At 65.8% G+C, this 18,083-nt stretch carries 16 protein-coding genes; 3 read left to right on the plus strand and 13 right to left on the minus strand.

Annotated elements, in window-relative coordinates; translation table 11 throughout:
• Window positions 1-116: 116 nt before the first annotated feature.
• Window positions 117-2,237: a TonB-dependent receptor family protein gene (locus ACQKDV_RS00275; protein WP_427781806.1), complete on the minus strand. Its 2,121-nt coding sequence runs from the start codon at window positions 2,235-2,237 to the stop codon at window positions 117-119.
• 168 nt (window positions 2,238-2,405) lie between these two features.
• On the opposite strand from ACQKDV_RS00275, the gene ACQKDV_RS00280 reads away from it, so the two are divergent.
• The 3 genes from ACQKDV_RS00280 to ACQKDV_RS00290 all read left to right on the plus strand — a co-directional run bounded on the left by ACQKDV_RS00280 (window position 2,406) and on the right by ACQKDV_RS00290 (window position 5,783).
• Entirely contained in the window at window positions 2,406-3,608 is a 1,203-nt protein-coding gene (locus ACQKDV_RS00280; RefSeq protein ID WP_427781807.1) for an aromatic amino acid transaminase, read from the plus strand.
• A gap of 345 nt (window positions 3,609-3,953) precedes the next feature.
• Window positions 3,954-4,970: a class 1 fructose-bisphosphatase gene (locus ACQKDV_RS00285; RefSeq protein WP_427781809.1), complete on the plus strand. Its 1,017-nt coding sequence runs from the start codon at window positions 3,954-3,956 to the stop codon at window positions 4,968-4,970.
• A gap of 108 nt (window positions 4,971-5,078) precedes the next feature.
• On the plus strand, window positions 5,079-5,783 hold the full coding sequence (locus ACQKDV_RS00290) for a 2OG-Fe(II) oxygenase (RefSeq protein ID WP_427781810.1): 705 nt from the start codon (window positions 5,079-5,081) through the stop codon (window positions 5,781-5,783).
• A 106-nt stretch (window positions 5,784-5,889) separates the two neighbouring features.
• Here ACQKDV_RS00290 and ACQKDV_RS00295 read toward each other — a convergent pair whose 3' ends face one another.
• The 12 genes from ACQKDV_RS00295 to gyrB all read right to left on the minus strand — a co-directional run bounded on the left by ACQKDV_RS00295 (window position 5,890) and on the right by gyrB (window position 18,057).
• Window positions 5,890-7,002 carry a PA0069 family radical SAM protein gene (locus ACQKDV_RS00295; RefSeq protein ID WP_427781811.1) on the minus strand — a complete coding sequence of 371 codons (1,113 nt, stop codon included), beginning with the start codon at window positions 7,000-7,002 and terminating at the stop codon, window positions 5,890-5,892.
• Window positions 7,003-7,248: 246 nt separating this feature from the next.
• Complete coding sequence (locus ACQKDV_RS00300; protein WP_427781812.1) at window positions 7,249-7,992, minus strand: pyridoxine 5'-phosphate synthase; 744 nt, start codon at window positions 7,990-7,992, stop codon at window positions 7,249-7,251.
• A gap of 9 nt (window positions 7,993-8,001) precedes the next feature.
• Window positions 8,002-8,262 carry a hypothetical protein gene (locus ACQKDV_RS00305; RefSeq protein ID WP_427781813.1) on the minus strand — a complete coding sequence of 87 codons (261 nt, stop codon included), beginning with the start codon at window positions 8,260-8,262 and terminating at the stop codon, window positions 8,002-8,004.
• 41 nt (window positions 8,263-8,303) lie between these two features.
• Complete coding sequence (gene cls / locus ACQKDV_RS00310) at window positions 8,304-9,764, minus strand: cardiolipin synthase (protein ID WP_427781814.1); 1,461 nt, start codon at window positions 9,762-9,764, stop codon at window positions 8,304-8,306.
• A gap of 160 nt (window positions 9,765-9,924) precedes the next feature.
• Window positions 9,925-10,338 (minus strand): ExbD/TolR family protein, encoded by a 414-nt coding sequence (locus ACQKDV_RS00315; protein WP_283221264.1) that lies wholly within the window; start codon window positions 10,336-10,338, stop codon window positions 9,925-9,927.
• Window positions 10,339-10,341: 3 nt separating this feature from the next.
• Window positions 10,342-10,767: an ExbD/TolR family protein gene (locus ACQKDV_RS00320; RefSeq protein ID WP_079224462.1), complete on the minus strand. Its 426-nt coding sequence runs from the start codon at window positions 10,765-10,767 to the stop codon at window positions 10,342-10,344.
• Window positions 10,768-10,828: 61 nt separating this feature from the next.
• A complete protein-coding gene (exbB, locus tag ACQKDV_RS00325) occupies window positions 10,829-11,590 on the minus strand; it encodes a TonB-system energizer ExbB (protein WP_108767146.1) in 762 nt (253 codons plus the stop codon).
• 93 nt (window positions 11,591-11,683) lie between these two features.
• A complete protein-coding gene (locus ACQKDV_RS00330; RefSeq protein ID WP_164073008.1) occupies window positions 11,684-12,352 on the minus strand; it encodes an energy transducer TonB in 669 nt (222 codons plus the stop codon).
• A 142-nt stretch (window positions 12,353-12,494) separates the two neighbouring features.
• Window positions 12,495-13,679, minus strand: a complete 1,185-nt coding sequence (locus tag ACQKDV_RS00335) for a tetratricopeptide repeat protein (RefSeq protein WP_427781815.1) — start codon at window positions 13,677-13,679, stop codon at window positions 12,495-12,497.
• 131 nt (window positions 13,680-13,810) lie between these two features.
• Complete coding sequence (locus ACQKDV_RS00340; RefSeq protein WP_427781816.1) at window positions 13,811-14,617, minus strand: M48 family metallopeptidase; 807 nt, start codon at window positions 14,615-14,617, stop codon at window positions 13,811-13,813.
• 69 nt (window positions 14,618-14,686) lie between these two features.
• Complete coding sequence (locus ACQKDV_RS00345; protein WP_427781817.1) at window positions 14,687-15,532, minus strand: CPBP family intramembrane glutamic endopeptidase; 846 nt, start codon at window positions 15,530-15,532, stop codon at window positions 14,687-14,689.
• Between the two features lie 65 nt (window positions 15,533-15,597).
• Window positions 15,598-18,057, minus strand: coding sequence for a DNA topoisomerase (ATP-hydrolyzing) subunit B (gene gyrB, locus ACQKDV_RS00350; RefSeq protein ID WP_427781818.1), 2,460 nt, complete (start codon window positions 18,055-18,057; stop codon window positions 15,598-15,600).
• Window positions 18,058-18,083 lie beyond the last annotated feature (26 nt).

Consider the following 18,083-nt stretch of genomic DNA (forward strand, 5'->3'; position numbering starts at 1 on the left):
CCTTATCGGAGATTCAAATGGGATCGATTCCCATTTGCGTCATGATAGCGACGCTGTCGTGTATTCCCGCGTGTGCAAATGTAAGCGTGTGTAACCAGGCAGACAGCGCGGCCGGGTCAGCGCCACGACCATTGCAGGCCGACGCTGGCGCGCCGGTCGGGGCCCGGTTCGTAGAAGCGCCCATTGCCGTCGTTGACGATCACCGAGCCGATGTAGGCCTGGTCCAGCAGGTTGTCCAGGCGCGCGAAGGCGCGCAGATCACCGCCGGGCAGGGTCCAGCGGCGGCCGGCTTCCAGGTTCAGCACGGTGTAGCCGGGCGCGCGCTCGGTGGCCAGGTCGTTCACCACCGTGTCGCTGCTGGCGTTGGCCTCCAGCGCCCACTGCCAGTCGCCGGGCGACCACTGCAGGCGGGCGAAGGCCTGCTGCCGGGGCACACCGGGCAGGCGGCTGCCGGCAGCCACCACGGTGTCGGGCACGCGGCAGCCGGTGCCACCGCAGGTCAGGTACGGCGAACGCACCTGCGCCTGCAGCCAGGTCCAGGCAAGCTGCAGCTCCCACTGTTCGGCCAGCGGCTGGTGGTATTGCAGCTCCACGCCCTGGCGGCGGGTGCGGCCGATGTTGCGGTAGGTGCTGCGGCCGTTGGTGTTGCTGGCAACGGCCAGCTCATCATCGGTAACGGCGCGGAACAGGCTGACATCGAGCTGGGTTCCGCTCTGCGCATGCCACTTGCTGCCGACTTCGATGTTGCGGCTGCGCGCGGCCGACAGGTCCAGCGCCAGGCCGGCCTGGCCGTCACTGCGGTAGCCCAGCTCGTTGAAGGTGGGGGTTTCGAAGCCTTGCCCGACCGCCGCGTGCAGGCGCCAGTGCGGGGTGGCCTCGAAGCTGACCCCGGCTACCGGCGTGGTCGCCTGGTAGCGGCGGCGGCCACTGTCGTCGGGGTTGCTGCCGGTGATGTAACGGTCATCCGATTCGAAGCGCACCGTACTGTGCCGCACACCGGCCAGCAGCGACCAGCGCGGGCTCCACTGCCACCAGGCCTGGGCGAACTGATCGACGTTCTGCACGGTGTCGATCTGGTCGCGGCGCAGGCGGCCGCGCACGCCCAAGGTGCTGCCGACGAAGTTCTCATAGCCGGTGCGATGCTGGCGCTGGCGGTCGGCGCTGATGCCGGCCACCACATCCAGCGGCCGCCCGGCCAGATCCCCCTTCCAGCCCCAGCGCGCATCCAGGCCGCCGTAGCCGCCGTCCAGGTCGATCACCCCGCCGGCATGCAGCGGGTTGGCCTGCGCCGTCGGCGGAATCGGCAGGAACTGGGTCACTGCGCGCTGCCCGGCATAGCCCATCAGCTGCCAGCGCTGGGCACCGCTTTCGCGGGTCCAGCGCAGGCCGGCCTGCTGCTGCCGCACCGATTTGCGCGTGTTGTACTGCTGGGCCACAGCCGTGGCCTGACGCGGGTTGGCCGCCACCTGGGCGCGGGTCAGGCCCAACGGGTCCTGCGCATCGGGCGCGTCCAGCGCGTTGAGCAGCAGTTCCAGGCGGCCGCCCCCCAGTTCGGCACCGAGCCGCGCGTTGAGCGATTCCCGCCGCGCCGCGCTGTGGTCGCGCCAGCCATCGGTACGGAAGTGGTTGACGGCGATGTTGTAGTCCGCCACCGGCCCGGCACCCCGCAGTTGAGCACCGAGGCTGAGGGTGTTGTCGGCACCGGCGTTCACCCGCAGCCGCCACGGGTCACCGGCCTGGCCCTGCGCGCTCCACACCTGCAGCACGCCGCCGGATGAGTTGCCATACAGCGCCGAGAACGGGCCGCGCAGCACATCGATGCGCTCGGCGCCCAGCAGGCTGGCATGCGACAGCTGGCCCTGGCCATCGGGCATGGTGGCCGGCACGCCATCGATCAGCACACGCACGCCACGCACGCCGAAGGTGGAGCGCGCACCGAAGCCGCGGATGGACAGCTGGGTGTCCTGCGCATAGTTCTGGCGGTCGCGGGCCAGCACCCCGGGCACGCCGGCCAACGCTTCGGAGACCTGCACGCCGGGCCCGCTGCGGTCATCGCCCACCCACACCGTGTCCTGGCTGGCCGGCAGCGCGAACGGGTCGATGCCCTGCACGCGTGCGGCCTGGACTTCCACGGTGGGAAGCTGCGGCGGGGCAGGCTCGGCGGTCTGGGCCAGCACCGGCAGCGGCAGCAGGGCGATCAGCAGGGGCAGGCGGCGTGGCGCCAGAGGCTCGTTCATCGTTCAGTTACACGCACGGCGGGGAAACAACCCGGCATGGTACGGGCTGCGGCGTGACGATGGCCGCCGCGCCGGTGGCACGCTTTGTTACGATGGGCCGGTTGCGGCCGCCGGCCGCAGCTTCGCGACCCGCGCTTCTTCTCCCCCTCTAATAGAACGAGTACCGCCGTGTCCTTCTTTGCAAACGTGGAACTGGTCCCGGGCGACCCGATCCTGGGCCTGACCGAGGCGTACAACGCCGACAGCCGCCCGACCAAGGTCAACCTGGGTGTGGGCATCTACTACGACGAGAGCGGCCGCATTCCGCTGCTTCGCGCCGTCAAGCAGATCGAGCAGCAGCTCGCCACCGAAGCCAAACCGCGTGGCTACCTGCCGATCGACGGCCTGCCTGCCTACACGCAGGCGACCGGTGAGCTGGTGTTCGGCAAGGACTCGCCGCTGCTGGCCGCCGGCCGCGTCACCACCGCACAGACCGTCGGCGGCAGCGGTGCGCTGCGCGTCGGCGCCGATGTGCTGAAGAAGCTGCTGCCGCACGCCACCATCGCGATCAGCAACCCGAGCTGGGAAAACCATCGCGCGGTGTTCGGCGCCGCCGGCTTTGACGTGGTCGAATACACCTACTTCGACGCCGCCACCCATGGCGTGGATTTCGACGGCATGCTGGCCGATCTGCAGAAGCTGCAGGCCGGCACCGTGGTGCTGCTGCACGCCTGCTGCCACAATCCCACCGGCGCCGACCTCACCGTCAGCCAGTGGAAGCAGGTGGCACAGGTCCTGAAGGACAAGCAGCTGTTCCCGTTCATCGACATGGCCTACCAGGGCTTCGACAAGGGCATCGAGCAGGATGGCGCCGCCGTGCGCATCATCGCCGAAGCCGGCATCGACAGCTTCATCGTCGCCAACTCGTACTCCAAGTCGTTCTCGCTGTACGGCGAACGCGTAGGTGCACTGTCGATGGTCGCCCCGACCGCAGCGGACGCGAAGGCCGTGCAGTCGCAGGTCAAGCGTGTGATCCGCACGATCTACTCCAGCCCGTCCACCCACGGTGCCGCGCTGGTGGCCGGCGTGCTGACCAACCCGGACCTGCGTGCGATGTGGGAGCAGGAACTGACCGAGATGCGCGAGCGCATCCACGCCCTGCGCCAGGGCCTGGTTGAAAAGCTCGCCGCCGCCGGTGCGCCGCAGTTCGGTTTCATCAACGAACAGGCCGGCATGTTCTCCTACTCCGGCCTGAGCCGTGAGCAGGTCGAACGCCTGCGCGACGAGTTCGGCATCTACGCCGTCGGCACCGGCCGCATCTGCGTGGCCGCGCTGAACCAGAACAACCTGGAATACGTCGCCAAGGCCGTGGCCACCGTCGCCAAGGGCTGAAGCAACGCTGCACAAGCTTGAAAACAAAGGCGCCGAAAGGCGCCTTTGTTTTTGCTCCTGCTCCTGCTCCTGCCTTTGCCTCTCCCTCCGCGCTCGCGGCGAACCCTGAAGCGCGCGGGAGGGGGAGGCGATGCAGGACCGTTGGTGCCATGGATGGCGCCATCGAGCTTACAGGGATGTACTTGCAGCGTGTCCTGCATCGTCTCCCCCTCCCGCACGCCTCGACCGAAGGAAGGCGCCACGAGCGCAATGCATCTGGAAACGATTACGCCCTCCCACGCTCACGCACGCGTGTGCAGGACGAGCGACAATAGGCGTTTTCCCGCTGCCGAGACCTGCCCGCTCATGTCCCGTACTTCGTTGACCCGCTTCCTGATCCAGGAACAGCACGTCGGCCGCATCAACGCCGACCTGCGCCAGCTGATCGCCGTGGTCGCCCGCGCCTGCACCAGCATCTCCATCGCCGTCAGCAAGGGCGCCCTCGGCGGCGTACTGGGCGAAGCCGGCACCGGCAACATACAAGGCGAAGCGCAGAAGAAGCTGGACGTCATCAGCAACGAGATCCTGCTGGAAGCCAACGCCTGGGGCGGCCATCTCGCCGCCTGCGCATCGGAAGAGATGGACCACAGCCAGCCGGTGCCGGACATCTACCCGCGCGGCGATTTCCTCCTGCTGTTCGATCCCCTCGATGGCAGCTCCAACATCGACGTCAACGTCTCCGTCGGCACCATCTTCTCGGTGCTGCGCTGCCCGACCAACATCGAACTGCCGGGCGATGAAGCCTTCCTGCAGCCGGGCAGCAGGCAGGTTGCCGCCGGTTACTGCATCTACGGGCCCAGCACCCAGCTGGTGCTCAGCGTTGGCCACGGTACGCATGCGTTCACCCTGGACCGCGAAACCGGCGAGTTCGTGCTGACCACCGAGAACATGCAGATTCCGGCGGCCACCCAGGAGTTCGCCATCAACATGTCCAACCAGCGCCATTGGGAAACGCCGATGCAGGGCTACGTGCAGGACCTGCTGGCCGGCAAGGAGGGCGCGCGCGGCAAGAACTTCAACATGCGCTGGATCGCCAGCATGGTGGCCGACGTGCACCGCATCCTCACCCGCGGCGGCATCTTCATCTACCCTTGGGACAAGAAGGAACCGGACAAGGCCGGCAAGCTACGCCTGATGTACGAAGCCAACCCGATGGGGCTGCTGGTTGAACAGGCCGGCGGTGCCGCGTGGACCGGTCGCGAGCGCATCCTCGACATCCAGCCGAACCACCTGCACCAGCGCGTACCGGTGTTCCTCGGCTCGCGCGAGGAAGTGGCCGAGGCAGTGCGTTACCACCAGGAGCATGACGCGCAGAACGCGTGATTCAGGCCATCCCTACAGCGGTCATGGCAGTGCGATGACATGACCGCGGGGTGACAGCGGCGGCGGCAAACGGCACCATCAGGCCCTTGCCGCCGAAGGATTGCATGCATGCACGAGCCGGGCCCGGTCGATTTCATCGAAGTCATCCACAACGCCGTCCCCAGTGACGTGTGCGCCGCCATCGTGGCCCGGATGCGCGACAGCCAGGGCCTGAAGCCCGGTGCGGTGGGCAGTGGCGTTTTCCCCGAACTCAAGCACAGCAAGGATCTGCGCATCAGCGGGCTGGACGCGTGGCGCGACGTGGACAACGCCCTGCAACAGGCAGTTTTTGCCGGGCTGCAGACTTATCTACGCCGTTATCCACAGGCGTTGATCGCACCGCTGATGTTGCAGATCGAAGGCAGCAACGGCCCACGCCGACTGTCAGCCGAGGATTTTCCCGACATGGCGCCGGAACAGCTGGCCGACCTCGCGCGCACCTGCCTGCGCCCGGGTGCGATCAACCTGCAGTGGTACGCGGCGGGCGAGGGCGGTTACCCCTACTGGCACTGCGAGCTGTACCCGAAGGATGCACAGGCCGAAACGCTGCACCGCCACCTGCTGTGGACGTTGTACCTCAACGACGGGTTCGAGGAAGGCGAAACCGAGTTCCTGTTCCAGGGCCGCAAGATCGCACCGCGTACCGGCAGCCTGCTGATCGCGCCCACCGCGTTCACCCACACCCATCGCGGCAACCGGCCGCAGGGCGGCGACAAGTTCATCGCCACCAGCTGGATCCTGTTCCAGAACGCGCAGAAGTTGTTTGGTGGGTAGCGCCCTTCGTAGAGTCGAGCCATGCTCGACTGCTTTGGCTCTGTGTAGAGTCGAGCCATGCTCGACTGCTTCTCCGCTCTCAGTCGAGCAAGCTCGACGCTACACTTCAGAACAACGAACCCTGCGGTGATTCCTTCCGCGGCGGCAACGGCTTCAGGAACCGGCTGCAATCCAGCTTCGGCCAGTGGCTGTTCTGTGCGTTGAAGCCCAGCCGCTTGCGCGCCAGCTTGAAGCGGTTGTTCAACAGCTCCGCATACACGCCCTGGCCGCGCATGCGCGTGCCGAACTGGCTGTCGTAATCCTTGCCACCACGCAGTTGCTGGATGGTGCTCATCACGTGCGCGGCGCGGTCAGGGTGATGCGTGTCCAGCCAATCGCGGAACAGCGGCGCGACTTCCAGCGGCAGGCGCAGCAGCACGTAGCCTGCGGTTGCTGCACCGGCGTCGTGCGCGGCTTCCAATACGGCTTCCAGTTCGCTGTCGTTGATCCACGGAATGACCGGCGCCACCATCACGCCCACCGGAATGCCCGCCTCATGCAGGCGCTTCATCGCACGCAGGCGCGCGTGCGGTGCTGATGCACGCGGCTCGAGTTTCGCCGACAGGTGCGGGTCCAGCGAGGTCACCGAGAAGTGCACGCTGACCAGGTTCTCTGCCGCCAGCGGTGCCAGCAGGTCGATATCGCGCTCCACCAGCGCGTTCTTGGTGATCAGCGAGAACGGATGCTTCGTCTCCAGCATCACTTCGATCAGCTGGCGGGTCAGCTTGAGCTTGCGCTCGATCGGCTGGTAGGCATCGGTGTTGATCCCCAGCGCGATCGGCTGCGGCACATAGCTCGGCTTCGACAGTTCCTTGCGCAGCAGCTGCGGCGCATTGGTTTTGGCGAACAGCTTGGTTTCGAAATCCAGGCCTGGCGACAGATTCAGATAGGCGTGCGACGGGCGGGCGAAGCAGTACGAGCAGCCGTGTTCGCAGCCGCGGTAAGGATTCACCGACTGGCTGAAGCCCACATCCGGCGAAGTGTTGCGGCTGATGATGCTGCGCGCGGTTTCCGCACGTACCTCGGTGCGCAGACGCGGAGCAAGAAATTCCTCGCTTTCGTCGATGGCCCAGCCGTCATCGACAGCCTCGCTGACCGTACTTTCGAAGCGCCCAGCAAGATGGGAGGTGGAACCCCGGCCCTTGATGGCGGCCTGGGCATTGCGAGGGTGGGGTTGCATGGCGCCCTCCGGCCAATCAAGAGACTTTAGTATTATTGCTAACCACAGGCAGCGCAAGCGGCCAGGATTCACGTGGCGGTAGGCGTTTGGGCGGATGCGGAGGCACGTTGACCCCAGTGTTATCCACAGGTCTCACATATTCGCGCACGCGCCATCGCCGCAGGAGGCCGGAAGCATGGGCCACGGACGTCTCAGCAGTTGCGATGGGCACCGGCGGCAGCGCCGGGACATTCCCGGCGTCGGCAGTTACAGCAGGGCCAGATAGCCCCGCACGGTGGTGTCCAGCCCGTCATACAGGGCCTCACCGATCAGCGCGTGGCCGATCGAGACCTCCAGCACCTCCGGCACCGCCGCCAGGAAGTCGCGCAGGTTGTCCTGCGAAAGATCGTGGCCCGCATTCACGCCCAGCCCGACCGCCTGGGCACGGCGCGCGGCAGTGGCGAACAGGTGCAGCATCGCGGCAGCATCACCGGACACGTGCGCTTCAGCGTAGGGTCCGGTGTACAGCTCGATGCGATCGGCGCCGACGGCGGCGGCCTGTTCCAGCAGCGGGTTGCCCGCATCCACGAACAGGCTCACGCGGCAGCCCAGCGCTTTCAGCTCAGCCACCAGCGGGCGCAGGCGTTCACCATCACGTTCGAAGTCGAAGCCGTGGTCCGAGGTGATCTGGCCATCGCCATCCGGCACCAGGGTGGCCTGCGTCGGGCGCGTCTGCGCGCACAGCGGCAACAGGCCCGGGTAGCCCTCGCGCGGCGGCGCGAACGGATTGCCCTCGATGTTGAACTCCACGCCCCGCGCGCGGGTCAGGGTCGACAGCGCCAGCACATCCTCGGCCGTGATGTGGCGACGATCCGGCCGCGGGTGCACGGTGATGCCATGGGCACCGGCATCCAGGCAGGCCTGGGCGGCACGCACCACATCGGGTTCGGCACCGCCGCGCGAGTTGCGCAGGACGGCGATCTTGTTGACGTTGACGCTGAGCTGGGTCATGGAACGGGATTACGGGGTGGACGAGGGTGGGGTGATGCTGTCAGCGGCCTGGACGCGGGCCTGCTCGCGCAGGCGCCGCAGCTCCTCGGCATCGACCAGGGTGGACGGATCGCGCTGCAGGTCGCCGAAGCGCGCTACGTAGCGGCCGCGCACCCACGCCAGCAGGAAGCCGAGGGCGGCCAGCAGGGCCAGCGACATCAGGCCCATGTTCGAAGTTTTCAGCGCAAAGGCGAAGCAGCCCAGCGCCAGCAGCAGGTACAGCCAGTACATATCCAGTCCTCCCCGGTCATCGGCCGCAGTGTAGCGCCGCCTTACAGCAGCGGCGAGGCCAGGCGGGCGAAGGCTTCCGGCAGGCGGTGCAGCCACAGCGAGCGGCCAGCCTCATCGTACACGCGGCGGGCGCTGTCGAACTCGGCCTGCAGCAGCGTGGCCAGTTCCGCCACGCGGTCGCGGTCGCTGATCATCATCGACAGCTCGAAGTTGAGCCGGAAGCTGCGGTGGTCGAAGTTGGCGCTGCCGACGATGCAGACATCGTCATCGGCGATGAACGCCTTGGTGTGCAGCATGCGCGGCCCGTATTCGTAGATTTTCACCCCGGCGTGCAGCAGCTCGTCGAAGTAGGAGCGTGCGGCCTGGGTGACGAACCAGGAATCACTCATCTTCGGCACCAGCAGGCGCACGTCCAGCCCGCCCAATGCCGCCGAGGTCAATGCCATGCGCGCGGCCTCGCCGGGCACGAAGTAGGGCGTCACCAGCCAGACCCGCTCGCTGGCTTCCTGGATGGCGGCCACGTGCAGGCGATGGATGGTTTCCCAGCCCGAGTCCGGGCCGGACACCAGCACCTGGGCGTCGATGCTGCCATCACCGCGCGACGGCGTGTCCGCCGGCCACATCCGGGCAACATTGAACTGCGACGGCTCCTGGCCGCTGGCGTACAGCCAGTCCTCGGCGAACACAAGCTGCAGGCTGCGCACGACATGGCCGCGGATGCGCATGTGCAGGTCGCGATAGGCGTTGGGGTTGCGGCTTTCGTCTTCCTCGTCGGTGATGTTGATGCCGCCAGTGAAGGCCACCCGGCCGTCGATGATGACCAGCTTGCGGTGCGTGCGCAGGTTCAACCACGGCCGCTTGAAGGGTTTCAGCAGCTGCCGCGGGTGGAACCACACGGCTTCGCCGCCGGCATCCAGCAGCGGCTGCAGGAAGCGCTTGGGCACCGGGGATGATCCCACCGCGTCGAGCAGCAGGCGCACCTGCACGCCGGCCCGCGCGCGCTCGACCAGGGCGTCGCGCAGGGCGGTGCCGGCGTGGTCGGGGTTGAAGATGTAGTACTCAAGATGGATGTGGTCGCGCGCCTCCGCCACCGCCTCCAGCAGCGCGGCGTAGGTCGCCGCGCCATCCACCAGCCAGGTCACTTCGGTGGCGCTGCTGGGCGCCAGGCCGGTGGTGGCCTGGGCGACCTTGGCCAGCTCGGTGCAGCCGGCATCGGGCGGGCAGACATCGCTGTAGTGCTCCATGCCCGAGCGAGCGCGGCCACGGCGCAGGCGTTGCCGTTTCACCTTCTGCGGGCCCAGCAGGTAATAGATGAAAAGCCCCAGGTAGGGCAGCAGCGCCAGCGACAGGATCCAGCTCAGCGTGGCCACCGGCTCGCGCTTCTGCAGCATGATCCAGCCGGTCAGGGCGAGCAGGTACAGCAGATAGGCGACGGCGAGGATCGTTCCCAGGTGGGCGATGCCATCAAGCCAGAGGCGCAGCGAATCGAAGAGAGCGAGCATGCGCCGATCATAGCGGGCGCACGTGTGGTGATGGGGTCAGCGGTGAGGGGGGCGGATCCCTTCCCGCGGGGAAGGGCTCGGCCCCCGCGCAAAAAAAGACGCCCCTGTCTCCAGGGGCGTCTGCAGTCGCGTCATGACTGTTGTGCTGCGGTAGTACGTATTACTGCTGCACGAAGCCGATCTTCTTCATCTGAGCATTCTTCGCGGCGGCCAGGACCTTGGCCATCACGTCGTACTCGGAGTCCGGGCTCGCGTCGATACGCAGTTCGGGCTGGTTGGTCGGGTCACGCTGGACCTCCTGTTCCATCCGCTGCTGCAGATCGTGCGTTGCGATCGGGCTGTTGTTCCACGAGACCTGGTTGCTGGCGTCGATCTTGAGTTCGATCGGCGGCGGCGGTTCGACCAGCTGCGGCGGTGGGTTGAGCACGCGCTGCGGCAGGTCCACGGCGATCGGGTACGTCATGATCGGCGCGGTCACGATGAAGATGATCAGCAGAACCAGCATCACGTCCACAAGGGGCGTGACGTTGATGTCGGCCATGGGGCCCTTGCCACCACCACTACTGAATGCCATGGCTTATTGCCCCTTCTCTTTGGTCGCAACGAAGCCGACGTCCAGCATGCCCTGCTCCTGCGCGACCTTGGTCAGGTCGTTGATGACGCGCATCTTGGTGGTGCGGTCACCACGCAGGTTCAGCGGCGGCTGCGGGGTCTGCTGGGCGGCGGTCGCCAAGCGCGACTCGAGAGTCTGCTTGTTGATTTCCTCGTCGTTCCAGTAGATCGAGCCGTCTTCCTTGACTGCCAGGGTGATCGGACCCTTGCGGTCGTTGGTGTCATCCGGCTTCTGGACCAGATTGGCCTCCGGCAGATCCACCTTGACCTTGTGGGACATCAGGGGCGCCGTGATGATGAAGATGATCAGCAGCACCAGCATCACGTCCACGAGGGGCGTAACGTTGATGTCGGCCATGGGGCCGCCGCTGTTACCACTACTGAAAGCCATAACGGGCTCCGTCTAGATCTTGGTGACTACTTGGTTCGTCGCAGGGTGACGCGCGCCGCAATCAGCGGACGCGCGAACCAGTGGCGAAGAAGTCGTGCAGGTCGTGCGCGAAGGTATCGAACTTGCTGATGGTCGCGCTGTTGATCTTGCTGAAGAAGTTGAAGGCGAACACGGCCGGGATTGCGACGAACAGACCGATGGCGGTCATGATCAGCGCTTCACCCACCGGGCCGGCAACGGCGTCGATCGAAGCGGAGCCGGTGGCACCGATCTTGATCAGCGCGCCGTAGATGCCCCACACGGTACCGAGCAGACCGACGAACGGAGCGGTTGCACCGACGGTGGCCAGCAGGGTCATGCCCGACTGCAGCTTGTTGCTTTCGCGGGTCACGGCCTGGCGCAGGGCGCGGTCGACGAACTCGGAACGGCTCAGGTTCTCACCCAGACCGCCGGTGGCGCCGCCTTCAGCGCGCTGGTGGTGGGCAGCGGCCTGGGCAGCGTCCAGGGCGATCTTCGAGAACGGCTCGGAAGCCGGCTGTTCTTCCATCGCACGGATGGCGTCCTGCGCGTTCGGGGTGTCCCAGAACAGGCTGACGACGCGATCAGCAGCACTCTTCAGGCGGACCGAACGGAAGATGTTGATGACGGTCCAGTACCAGGACATGGCCGACATGACGATCAGGGTCAGCAGCACCACCCAGGAAACAGCGAAGTCACCCGGCTGGGTGGTCATTTCGTGGATCAGGTGCTCGAAGCCCATCTGCGACAGGGCGTTGGACGGATTGCCCCCGGCAGCAGCGGCGATGAAAAGTTCCTGCAGCATGACGCTTACCTTTGTTGTGTGTGGTGATAAAGGGTGTAGCTAAGCTAGACAATCGAACCCGCGGATGGGGTGGCCAGCGGCCACCCGCCCACATCAGTTCAGCGCAAAATTGACCGGGACGCGGACGCGGCCAGCAGCCTTCTTACCGCCAGATTCAGCGGCGTTGAAACGCCACTTGCGGGCAGCTTCCATCGCAGCACGGTCCAGGTCGCGGTTACGGCTGGACTTTTCCACCGTGACATTGGTGACGTTGCCATTGGCATCGACATCAATGATCAGGATCACTTCGCCCTGGATGCCGGCGCGGAATGCAGCCGGCGGATAGCGCGGCGGATTCATGGCCTTCGACGAAATGTCAACGCTGGCTTCGATCGAAGCAGGCGGCGACGGCGGCGACGGCGGCGACGGCGGGGTGACGATATCGTTCGGGCGCGGTTCCGGCACGTCGACGACCGGCGCCTGCGGCGGCGGCGGAACCGGCGACGGCTTCGGCGGCGACAGATTCTTCACCGGCGGAGGGGGAGTATCCTGCGGCGGCGGCGGCGGCGGCGGCGGTGGTGGCGGCGGCGGCGCGTCGACGATGGTCACCATGACGTTGCGCTCCTTCTCGGCCACGGCCTTGGGGGCCACGGCGGGGATCAGGAGCATCATGAAGGCGGCCAGATGCAGGGCGATTACAAACGCAATGCCGAAGATGCGCGGCCAGCTCAGCCCCGATTCTTCAGTTTGTTCGTACCGGTGAACGACTAGTTGTTCCGTCATGCGCCAAGAGCTCAATAGTGGGGCCGGAATCCCGGGGGCGGAATTCCTGATCAGCGGTGCATGACACCGCAGGAACCTCCAAGCTATACCAATCCTGAGCGCCTGCGCATCAACTGTGCAGGCGTTCAGGCGTTATTCCTACTTACTTCAGGTTGATGATTTTCTTGGCATCCGCCTGGTTCTTCACGCCCTTCGCCAGAGCTTCCTGGGCGGCCTTCTTGGCCTCGGGAATGCGACCTTCGGCATGCAGGACGCGTGCCAGGTTCAGGTAAGTCTCACCGTCCTTGGACAGCGGGGCAGCCTTCTGCCACGCCTCGATCGCCTGCGGCACCTGGTCGGAGTAGTAGTAGGACTGGGCCAGCGCCAGGTAGACCTGGTAATCCGGCTTCAGGATGCCCTTCTGCAACCCTTCGTTGATGACCGCGATGACGTCCTTTTCCTTGTTCTCGGTGTTGGCATAGATCGAGTACAGCTGCTTGTACTCGCGCTCCTCGGTGAGCTGGCCGCTGCTGCGCAGCTTGTCCATCACCGCGGCGGCCTTGGGCATCTGGTCGGCCTGCATGTACATGTTGGCCAGGTTCAGCTGCGCCTTCTTGTCGTTCGGATTCCTGGCCGCCAGTGCTTCGGCGGTCTTCACCGCTTCACCGGTCTGGCCGGCCTCGGACAGGGCGGCCATCAGCAGCTGGTTCCAGTTGTCCTTCGGCTCCGGCGAGGCGGCGATGGCCTGCTGCAACACCGGGATCGCTTCCTGGTAACGCTGCAGCTGGTAGAGGGCCTGGCCCTTGGCAACCAACTCTTCCGGCTTGGTCGACTTGCTCTCGGCGAAGTACTTGTCCAGCGTGGCCAGGCCTTCGGCGGTCTGGTCTTCCTGCAGCTGCAGCTGGCCCAACATGACCATCGACTGGAAGTGGCCATTGTTGTCCAGGCCGTTGAGCTCGATGGCCTGCTTCAGGTAGCCGATGGCACCCGCGGTATCGTCGGACTGGTAGGCGGCCTGCGCAGCCAGCTGGGCGGCCAGCGACTTGTCGTAGTTGTTCGAGGCGCTGTTGCCCAGGATCTCGCGGGCGATTTCCAGCGTCTCCGGGAACTTCTGATCGTTGTAGTTGTCGATGAGCTTCTGCAGCTTGCTGCTCATCTTCGAGGACGCCTTTTCCTTCGGCTCCTCACGCGTGGCATTGGGATACAGGACTTCCGCCTTGGCCTGCTTGCCGCTGCGGTTGCCGCGCTCGGACGAACGCGACTGGGCGAAAGCATCGGTGACCACGGCGCCGGTCAGGGCGGTCGCGATGAGGACGGAAAGCACAGCTTTATGGTTGCGGAAAATCATCGTTCACCTCGATCGAACCGCCGTAAGCGGCAAAGTCGGACTGTCAGAAAAATCTGAGCCGCCAAACGTATCAGAAACAGATGGCGTGAGAAATCGTTTTATGTGCTGCAGTACAGCATCAATCTGCGCACTCACCCACACTTTGGCCGGCGACCGGCCGCCTGGGCCTGCTGATAGGTCGGTGCCAGAGAGGGGGCGTCGCGCTGCAGCTCGCGGATCCGGTTGGCCGGATCGGGGTGGGTGGACAGCCACTGCGGGCTGCGTCCGCCACTGGCGGCCATCATGTTCTGCCACAGATCCACGGCCTGGGCCGGGTTGAAACCGGCCTCGGCCATCAGCCGCTGGCCGATGACGTCGGCCTCCGATTCCTGGGTGCGCGAGCCCGGCAGCAGGAAAGCCGTCTGCGCGGCCGTGCCCCCCAGCTGGTTGACCGTGCTGGCGGCGCCATCACCGTAAGCGGCTCCCGCGAGCGCGCCCAGCACGGCCAGGCCGGTCTGCGCGCCCATCTGCCGGGTGATGCGCTCTTCGTGGTGGCGGGCGATGACGTGGCCGATCTCATGGCCGATCACCGCAGCCAACTGGTCCTGGTTCTTTGCGACGGTGAAGATGCCAGTATTCACGCCGACCTTGCCGCCGGGCAGGGCGAAGGCATTGGGTTCGGCGTCGACAAACACCGCCGTCTCCCACCGTACGCTACGGTACTGTGCGGGCAGCTGCGCTACCAGCGCATTGACCACGCACTGCACGTAGGCATTCTGGCGGCCATCGGTGCTGATCTTTTCCTTCTGCTTGGTTTCGGCAAAGGCCTGAGCCCCCAACTGGTCAAGCTGGGCCTGCGACACGCCCCCCACCATCTGCCGGCGGCCGGTGGGTGAGGTGGTGGTCGCGCACGCCGCTGCCAGAGCGGTGATGAGCAGGGCGAGCAGCAGTGTCTTCATGGAATCCCCCGTGTTCATGCAGGCAGTGTGGACCGGGCCCGCTTAATTTTTCGTCAAGCGGCCGCGGCCTTACATTGACCCGAAAAACACCAGCGCGGCCAACGCAACGGCATTGTTCAGCCCATGGGCGATGATCGCCGCCCACAGCGTACCGGTGCGCCGGTACAGCCAGCAGAAGGCTGCGCCCATGCCACCGTAGACCAGCCACAGCTGGGCGATCTCGGCCGGGCCATTGGCGCTGGTTCCGGGAATCTCGTGGATGAGGGCGAAGGCCAGGCTGCTGAGCAGCAGGCCCAACCAGGGCCGGCCGGCCTGCCAGAGGCGTCCGAACAGCACGCGGCGGAACAGCAGCTCCTCGTAGGCGGGGGCAAGCACCACTGCAAACAGTGTCAGGAACAGCGGGAAACGCTCGACGGCCTGGTGCATCAGCGCCAGGTTGGTCGGGACCGGTTCAATTCCGATCTGCTTGGCCAGGAAGGCGATACCGTTGCTGCCGATCACGATCAGCGTGGCCACCAGCAGGGTCCAGCCCCAGGTGGAGGGGCGCCGCAGCGCCTGCGCCGAGGCCTGGCGTTCGGCCGCGCTGGCAGGCCGTCGCCAGAAATACAGCAGCAGTGCAGCGCCGCCGGTGGCGACCAGGGCCATCAGCACCTGCGCCAGCGCACCGGGGGTGCCGAACGCATCGGTCAGGCTGGCCGCATCAGGGGCGCCAGCGCCGGCCTTGGCACTGGCATAGCCGATCTGGATGCCGCGATACAGCCCCCACGCCATGCCGCTGATCAGGCTGAGGATGAACAACGTGCCCGCGCCGATGCCCACATCGATGAAGAAACCTGCCACGGGCGACCCGCGGCGCGGCGCCGCAGAGGCGGGCGGGACGGGCGGCGGAACGGAGACCGGCACGGAAGCGGACATCGATTACCTGCAATCAGAGGGCGAAGGCCGGCGCGTTTCCACGCACCGGCCACGGGCAGCGTGGATCAGATATCCAGATTGGCGACCTTCAGCGCGTTGTCTTCGATGAAGTCACGGCGCGGTTCAACGACATCGCCCATCAGGGTGCTGAAAATCTGGTCAGCGGCCACCGCGTCCTCGATGCGCACCTGCAGCAGGCGCCGGGTATCGGGATTGACCGTGGTATCCCACAGCTGCTCCGGGTTCATTTCGCCCAGGCCCTTGAAGCGCTGGATCTGGCGGCCGCGTTTTGCTTCTTCCAGCAGCCAGTTCTGCGCCTTGGCGAAGCTGTCCACTTCCACCGACTTCGCGCCGCGGCCAATGGTGGCGCCTTCGCGCACCAGGCCGTGCAGCAGGCTGGCCGCCTGGTGGATGGCGCGCAGTTCGCCGCCTTCGAAGGCCGCCAGCGGCAGCACCTGCACGTGTTCCTCGCCCATGTGGCGACGGGTCACCAGCACGGCGGCCGGACGCTCGTCATTGGGCTCCTGCAGTTCCAGGCTGAAACGTGCACTGCCGAGGCTGCCTTGGTTGAGACGCTTGGCCAGCGCGTCCAGGCCCTGGCCTTCACCGGCATTGCGCAGGTGGGCCAGGTCCATCGGTACGAAGTCGACCAGCGCTTCAAGCAGCTTGCGGTCGTAGCGGTGCGCATTGCGTTCGATCGCATCGCGCGCGCCAGCGAAGGTCAGCAGCAGCTTTTCCAGAGCGACCCCTTCGATACCGGGTTCGCCGGCGGCCGGCACCAGCACGGCGTTTTCCACCGCATTGCTGGCCAGATAGCTGTCCAGCGCCGGGTCGTCCTTCAGATACAGCTCCTGCTTGCCCTGCTTGATCTTGTACAGCGGCGGCAGGCCGATATAGACATAACCGCGCTCGATCAGCTCCGGCATCTGGCGGTAGAAGAACGTCAGCAGAAGAGTGCGGATATGGGCGCCGTCGACGTCGGCGTCGGTCATGATGATGATCTTGTGGTAACGCAGCTTGTCCGGGTTGTACTCGTCACGACCGATACCGGTACCCAGTGCGGTGATCAGCGTACCGACCTGGTCCGAAGACAGCATGCGGTCGAAGCGCGCACGTTCCACGTTGAGTATCTTGCCGCGCAGCGGCAGCACCGCCTGGTTCTTGCGGTTGCGGCCCTGCTTGGCCGAACCGCCTGCCGAGTCACCCTCGACGATGAACAGTTCTGACAGTGCCGGATCCTTTTCCTGGCAGTCGGCCAGCTTGCCCGGCAGGCCGGCGATGTCCAGCGCGCCCTTGCGGCGGGTCAGGTCGCGAGCCTTGCGCGCCGCTTCACGTGCACGCGCCGCATCGACAATCTTTCCGGCGATGGCTTTGGCTTCGTTGGGGTTTTCCTGCAGGAACTCTTCCAGGCGCGCACCGAAGGCGTTTTCCACCGCCGGCCGCACATCGGAACTGACCAGCTTTTCCTTGGTCTGGCTGGAGAAGCTCGGGTCCGGCACCTTCACCGACAGCACCGCAATCATGCCTTCGCGCATGTCATCGCCGGTCAGGTTGATCTTGGCCTGCTTGGCGATGCCGTTCTGCTCGATGTAGTTGTTGAGCACGCGGGTCAGCGCACCGCGGAAACCTGCAAGGTGGGTACCGCCGTCCTTCTGCGGAATGTTGTTGGTGAAGCAGTACATCGTCTCCTGGTAGGAGTCGGTCCACTGCAGCGCCACGTCCACCACGATGTTGTTGTGTTCGCCGGTGACCGAGATGACGTTCGGGTGCAGCGGGGTCTTCAGCTGGGCCAGATGCTCCACGAAACTGCGGATGCCGCCTTCGTAGTGGAAATCGTCGCGACGGCCTTCGCCGCGCTCATCGGCCAGCACGATCTTGACGCCGGAATTGAGGAACGACAGTTCGCGCAGGCGACGGGCCAGAATGTCGTAGTGGAATTCCACGTTGTCGTGGAAGGCCACGGTCGACGGCCAGAAGCGCACCGTGGTGCCGCGCTTGGTGGTGTCTTCCAGCTTGGCCAGTGGGGTCACGGCAGCGCCGTTGCTGAATTCCTGCTGGTAGTGGGAGCCGTTCTGGAAAACGTCCACCAGCAGCTTCTGCGACAGCGCGTTGACCACACTGACGCCCACGCCGTGCAGGCCGCCGGACACCTTGTAGCTGTTGTCGTCGAACTTGCCGCCTGCGTGCAGCACGGTCATCACGACTTCGGCTGCCGACACTTCGCGGCCCAGCTTGGCGCTCATCTGCTCATGCTTGCCGGTCGGAATACCGCGCCCGTTGTCGGACACCGATACCGAACCGTCAGCATGAATCGTCACCGCGACGTGGTCGGCATGGCCGGCGAGGGCTTCGTCGATGGAGTTGTCGACGACCTCGAACACCATGTGGTGCAGACCGGTGCCGTCATGGACGTCGCCGATGTACATGCCGGGACGCTTGCGGACAGCCTCGAGCCCTTCCAGGGCGGTGATGCTGTTGGCGTCGTAGTTGCCGTTGTTTGCCGGGGTGTTCTGTTCGTCGGTCATTGCGCTTGCCGTAGGCTCCGCAGATC

Origin of the sequence: Stenotrophomonas sp. NPDC077659 (genome assembly GCF_050268705.1) — a bacterium.
Taxonomy (GTDB): domain Bacteria; phylum Pseudomonadota; class Gammaproteobacteria; order Xanthomonadales; family Xanthomonadaceae; genus Stenotrophomonas.